This window comes from Micrococcus sp. LASM2_SD2, assembly GCF_057364565.1.
Genome location: NZ_JBNFOB010000147.1, coordinates 1 through 6033, shown reverse-complemented (window position 1 = coordinate 6033; position 6033 = coordinate 1). Strand labels below are relative to the sequence as shown.

Genomic DNA, 6033 nt, shown 5'->3' with positions numbered 1-6033 from the left:
GCACGGCGGCGGAGGCGGGCCGGCGGTGGGCCGTGGTCTCGGACTCCATGGCCGCCGCCTGCTGCGCCGAGGCGACTACCGGCTGGGCCCGCTGGCGGTGACGGTGTCCGGGTCAGTGGCCCGCCTCGTGTCCCGGCACGGTGAGCCGGGGGCGATCGCCGGCTCCACGGCGACGCTGGCGGACTGCCTCGGGCGCGCCGTCGCTGCGGGGATCGGGCCGGAGCAGGCGCTGCGGGCGGCCACCTCCGTCCCCGCCGATGCCCTGGGACTGCCCGCCGGCAGGCTGCGCGCGGGGGTCGAAGCGGACCTGCTCGTGCTCGGGGAGGACCTGGGGCCTGTTCACGATGCGGTCGCCGAGTCCACAAGATGAGATGCTTCGGTGGAGAGCTGGCCGGAGCCGCCGGGACGCACGGATAGTGTCACCCAGGAGACCACCCGACGCACCCGCTCCACCACCCCCGGGGCAGGCGCGGAAGGCCCCCGGCCGCACCCGGCCGACGGTCCTGCGGATGGGCACCATTGCCCCTGACAACCCGCCGTCCAGCGAGGTGAACCCATGAGCACGCAGCAGCGCGCCGCCGAACCGGCGAGGCCGACCCCGCGCGAGTCCACCCGCGCCCACCGCTCCGACAGCATCGAGCCACGCGTCCCCGGGCCGTGCCGCACGGTGACCCCCACCCCCATGACCGGATCCGAGGCCATCGTCCGCAGCCTCGAGGAGATCGGCGTCACCGAGGTCTTCGGCCTCCCCGGCGGCGCCATCCTGCCGACCTACGACCCGCTCATGGACTCCTCGTCCATCCGCCACATCCTGGTCCGCCACGAGCAGGGCGCCGGCCACGCCGCCCAGGGCTACTACCTGGCCACCGGCCGCCCCGGCGTCGCGCTGGCCACCTCCGGTCCGGGCGCCACCAATCTGGTGACCGCCATCGCGGACGCGCACATGGACTCTCAGGCCGTCGTGTTCATCACCGGCCAGGTCAACTCCACCGCCATCGGCACGGACGCCTTCCAGGAGGCGGACATCGTGGGCATCACCATGCCGATCACGAAGCACTCCCGCCTGGTCACCCGTGCCGAGGACATCCCGCAGGCCCTGGCGGAGGCCTTCCACATCGCAGCCACCGGGCGGCCCGGACCGGTCCTCGTGGACGTCACCAAGGACGCCCAGGTCGGCGAGTTCGAGTTCGCCTGGCCGCCGAAGCCCGAGCTGCCCGGCTACCGCCCGGTGCGTCGCGGCCACCCGCGGCAGATCCGTGCCGCCGCACGCCTGATCCGCCAGAGCAGCCGTCCGGTCCTCTACGTCGGCGGCGGCATCGCCCGCGCCGACGCGTCTGAGCAGCTGCGCGAGCTCGCCGAGCTCACCGGCATCCCCGTGGTGACCACCCTGACCGCCCGCGGCGTCTTCCCGGACTCGCACGAGCTGCACGTGGGGATGCCCGGCATGCACGGCTCCGTCTCCGCCGTGGCCGCGCTGCAGCAGTCGGACCTGCTCATCACCCTCGGAGCCCGCTTCGACGACCGCGTCACCGGCCTGCTCACCAGCTTTGCCCCGGGCGCCCAGGTGATCCACGCGGACATCGACCCGGCCGAGATCTCCAAGAACCGCGTCGCGGACATCCCGATCGTCGGCGACCTGAAGGAGATCGTCCCGGACCTGACGGAGGAGCTGCGCCGCGACCGCGACGGCGTTGGCCTGCCGGACCTCACCGGCTGGTGGGGCGTGCTGTCCCGCCTGCGCGAGACCTACCCGCTGGGATGGACCGCCCCGGAGGACGGCCTGCTCGCCCCGCAGCAGGTCATCCAGCGGCTGTCCGAACTCTCCGGCCCCGAGGCCACCTACGTCGCCGGCGTGGGCCAGCACCAGATGTGGGCCGCCCAGTTCGTGCAGTACGAGCGCCCGCGTCAGTGGCTGAACTCCGCCGGCCTGGGCACCATGGGCTACGCCGTGCCCGCCGCCATGGGCGCCAAGGTCGGCGACCCGGACCGTGTGGTCTGGGCCATCGACGGCGATGGCTGCTTCCAGATGACCAACCAGGAGCTCGCCACCTGCGTGATCAACCGGATTCCCATCAAGGTCGCCGTCATCAACAACTCGTCCCTGGGCATGGTCCGCCAGTGGCAGACCCTGTTCTACGACTCACGCTATTCCCACACGGACCTCAACACCGGCCACGGCACGGTGCGCGTCCCGGACTTTGTGAAACTCGCCGACGCCTACGGCGCGGTCGGCCTGCGCTGCGAGCGCGAGAAGGACCTGGACGAGACCATCCGGAAGGCCCTCGAGGTGGACGACCTCCCCGTGGTCATCGACTTCGTGGTCTCCCGGGACTCGATGGTGTGGCCGATGGTGCCGGCCGGCGTCAGCAACGACGCCATCCAGGTCGCCCGCGGCATGACCCCGGACTTCACCCAGGAGGACTGAGACATGGCCAACGAGACGGAGACCACCCAGCGTCACACCCTGTCTGTGCTGGTCCAGGACGTCCCGGGTGTGCTGACCCGCGTGGCCGGCCTGTTCGCCCGGCGCGCCTTCAACATCCACTCGCTCGCCGTGGGCGTCACCGAGATCGAGGGGCTGTCCCGCATCACGGTGGTCGTGGACGCGGATCCGCACCTGCTCGAGCAGGTGACCAAGCAGCTCAACAAGCTCGTGAACGTCATCAAGGTCATCGAGCTCTCCGCCGAGGCCTCGGTGCAGCGCGACCACCTGCTCGTGAAGGTCCGGGCCGACGCCGCGACGCGCAGCCAGGTCGTGCAGGCGGCCGAGCTGTTCCGGGCCCAGGTCGTGGACGTCGCCCCCGAGTCGCTGACCCTCGAGGCCACCGGCTCCCGGGACAAGCTCAACGCCCTGCTCGAGCTGCTCGCCCCGTTCGGAGTCCGTGAGCTCGTCCGCTCCGGCACCCTGGGCGTCGCCCGGGGCGGCCGCTCCATGACCGAGCGGGCCCTGTCCCGCTGACGCGGGGCGGACCGCACGTCCCCTCCAGACCCGTCCGCCGCCCTCCGCGGCGGGCCGGCATCCCAGACCCACCACCCGTCCAGAATCCCGGCCGCCCCGCCGGCCGGGAGACCTCCGAACCGAAGGAGACCCGCCATGTCCGTGAAGAAGTTCTACGACGCCGACGCCGACCTGTCGCTCATCCAGGGCCGCACCGTCGCCGTCATCGGCTACGGCTCGCAGGGCCACGCCCACGCGCTGTCCCTGCGCGACTCCGGCGTGGATGTCCGCATCGGCCTCGCCGAGGGCTCCACGTCCCGCGCCAAGGCCGAGGCCGAGGGCCTCCGCGTGGTCGACGTGGCCACCGCCGCTGCCGAGGCGGACCTGATCATGATCCTCACCCCGGACCAGGTGCAGGCCGACGTCTACAACGAGCACATCGCCGGCAACCTGCAGGACGGCGACGCCCTGTTCTTCGCCCACGGCTTCAACGTGCGCTTCGACTACATCAAGGCCCCGGCCGGCGTGGACGTCGCCCTCGTTGCCCCGAAGGGCCCGGGCCACGTGGTGCGTCGCGAGTTCGAGGCCGGCCGCGGCGTGCCCGCACTGATCGCGGTCGAGCAGGACGCCTCCGGCGAGGCCCACGCCCTCGCCCTGTCCTACGCCAAGGGCATCGGCGGCACCCGCGCCGGTGTCATCGAGACCACCTTCACCGAGGAGACCGAGTCCGACCTGTTCGGTGAGCAGGCGGTGCTCTGCGGCGGCGCCTCCCAGCTGATCCAGTACGGCTTCGAGACCCTGACCGAGGCCGGCTACCAGCCGGAGATCGCCTACTTCGAGGTGCTCCACGAGCTGAAGCTGATCGTGGACCTGATGGTCGAGGGCGGCCTGGCCAAGCAGCGCTGGTCCATCTCGGACACCGCCGAGTTCGGCGACTACGTCTCCGGCCCGCGCGTGATCGACGAGCGCGTCAAGGAGAACATGAAGGCCGTCCTGGCGGACATCCAGTCCGGTGCCTTCGCCCGGCGCTTCATGGACGACCAGAAGGCCGGCGCCCCCGAGTTCACGGAGCTGCGCGCCCAGGCCGAGCAGCACCCGATCGAGAAGACCGGCCGCGAGCTGCGCCAGATGTTCTCCTGGCTCAAGGACACCGACGACGACTACACCGAGGGGACCGCCGCCCGCTGACCTGGACGGTGCGCCGCCCGCTGACCTGGACGGCTGCTCGCCCTCCTGGCCGCCGGCCGGCAGACCCCCGACGACGGCGCCGTCACCGCGTGAGGTGCCGGCGCGTGTTCGTATTCATCCGGCGCATATCAATGCGGCTAGGCTCGGCCGTGACGGCACCGCCCGTCACGGCCGGCACGGGCCCCTGGGGCCCGCCCGCGCCACCGCACCGCAGCACCGCACCCCGCCGCCACCGACCCGAAGCCCCGTGAAGGAAGAACCGTGAGCGCCAAGTCCGTCGTCCTGATCGCCGAGGAGCTGTCCCCGGCCACCGTCGAGGCCCTCGGCCCGACTTCGAGATCCGTCACACCGACGGCGCCGACCGTGCCCGCCTGCTGGCGGACCTGCCCGGCGCCGACGCCGTCCTCATCCGCTCGGCCACCCGGATGGACGCGGAGGCCATCGCCGCCGCCACGAACCTCAAGGTCATCGCCCGCGCCGGCGTCGGCCTGGACAACGTGGACGTGCCCGCCGCCACCGCGGCTGGCGTCATGGTGGTCAACGCCCCGACCTCCAACATCCTGTCCGCCGCCGAGCTGACCTGCGGTCACATCCTGGCCTCCGCCCGCAACATCGCCCCGGCCAACGCCGCCCTGAAGCAGGGGGAGTGGAAGCGCTCCAAGTACTCCGGCGTGGAGCTGTTCGGCAAGTCCCTGGGCATCATCGGCCTCGGGCGCATCGGCGCCCTGGTGGCCGAGCGCATGAAGGCGTTCGGCATGGACGTCCTGGCCTACGACCCGTACATCACCGCCGCCCGCGCCCAGCAGCTCGGCGCCGAGCTCGTGGAGCTCGACGAGCTGCTCGAGCGTGCGGACTTCGTCACCATCCACATGCCGAAGACCCCGGAGACCGTCGGCATGCTCGGCGACGAGCAGTTCGCCAGGATGAAGGACACCGCCTTCGTGGTGAACGTCGCGCGCGGCGGCCTCGTGGACGAGGACGCGCTCGACCGGGCCCTGGCGTCCGGCGCCATCGGCGGCGCCGGCATCGACGTGTTCTCCACCGAGCCGGCCACCGACCTGGCGTTCTTCGCCCACGACCGCGCCACCGTCACCCCGCACCTGGGCGCCTCCACCGCCGAGGCCCAGGAGAAGGCCGGCGTCTCCGTGGCCCGCTCGGTCCGCCTGGCCCTGGCCGGCGAGCTCGTGCCGGACGCCGTGAACGTGGCCGGCGGCGTCATCCACGAGGACGTGCGCCCGGGCCTGCCCCTGGCCGAGAAGCTCGGCCGCGTGCTCACCGCCCTGCTGGGCGAGCGCTCGCTGACCGCCGTGGAGGTCGCGGTCGCCGGCGAGATCGCCGAGCAGGACGTCTCCTCGATCCGGCTGGCCGCCCTGAAGGGCGTGTTCACGGACGTGGTCTCGGACCAGGTGTCCTACGTCAACGCCCCGGTGCTCGCCGAGCAGCGCGGCGTCGAGACCCGCCTGACCACCACCGCCGAGTCCGGCTCCTACCGCAACGTGGTCACCGTCCGCGGCGCGACCTCCCAGGGCGACCAGGTCTCGGTCGCCGGCACCCTCGTGGGCCCGCGCCAGCGGCAGAAGCTGGTCGGCGTGGACCGCGCGGAGATCGAGGTGCCGCTCACGGACCACCTGCTGGCCTTCCGCTACACGGACCGCCCGGGCGTGATCGGCATCCTCGGCCAGGCGCTGGGCGAGCAGGGCGTGAACATCGCCGGCATGGACGTCTCCCGTGAGTCCGAGGGCGGCACCGCCCTCGCCGTCCTCCAGATCGACGCCCCGCTGCGGCCGGGCACCCTGGAGACCCTCGAACAGGCCATCGAGGCCGAGCGCGCCGCCGAGGTGGACCTGGCCGAGCGCTGAGCCGCCGGGCGCATGCCGGACGCATCCCGGGGTGCGCCGGACGTCTCC

General features: G+C 72.6%; 4 protein-coding genes and 1 pseudogene. All 5 read left to right on the top strand.

Annotation, left to right across the window (positions count from 1 at the left end; genetic code table 11):
* Positions 1 to 370, top strand: a 370-nt coding sequence (locus AC2W7A_RS08450) for an amidohydrolase family protein (protein WP_485990970.1), incomplete at its 5' end; no start/stop codon positions are given.
* A 186-nt stretch (positions 371 to 556) separates the two neighbouring features.
* The gene (locus AC2W7A_RS08445; protein WP_485990969.1) at positions 557 to 2425 is read left to right on the top strand and encodes an acetolactate synthase large subunit; all 1869 of its coding nucleotides are present in this window, start codon (positions 557 to 559) and stop codon (positions 2423 to 2425) included.
* A 3-nt stretch (positions 2426 to 2428) separates the two neighbouring features.
* Entirely contained in the window at positions 2429 to 2959 is a 531-nt protein-coding gene (ilvN, locus tag AC2W7A_RS08440) for an acetolactate synthase small subunit (protein WP_485990968.1), read from the top strand.
* Between the two features lie 135 nt (positions 2960 to 3094).
* Positions 3095 to 4126 (top strand): ketol-acid reductoisomerase, encoded by a 1032-nt coding sequence (gene ilvC, locus AC2W7A_RS08435; RefSeq protein ID WP_485990967.1) that lies wholly within the window; start codon positions 3095 to 3097, stop codon positions 4124 to 4126.
* 261 nt (positions 4127 to 4387) lie between these two features.
* A pseudogene (gene serA / locus AC2W7A_RS08430) lies at positions 4388 to 5985 on the top strand (phosphoglycerate dehydrogenase).
* Positions 5986 to 6033 lie beyond the last annotated feature (48 nt).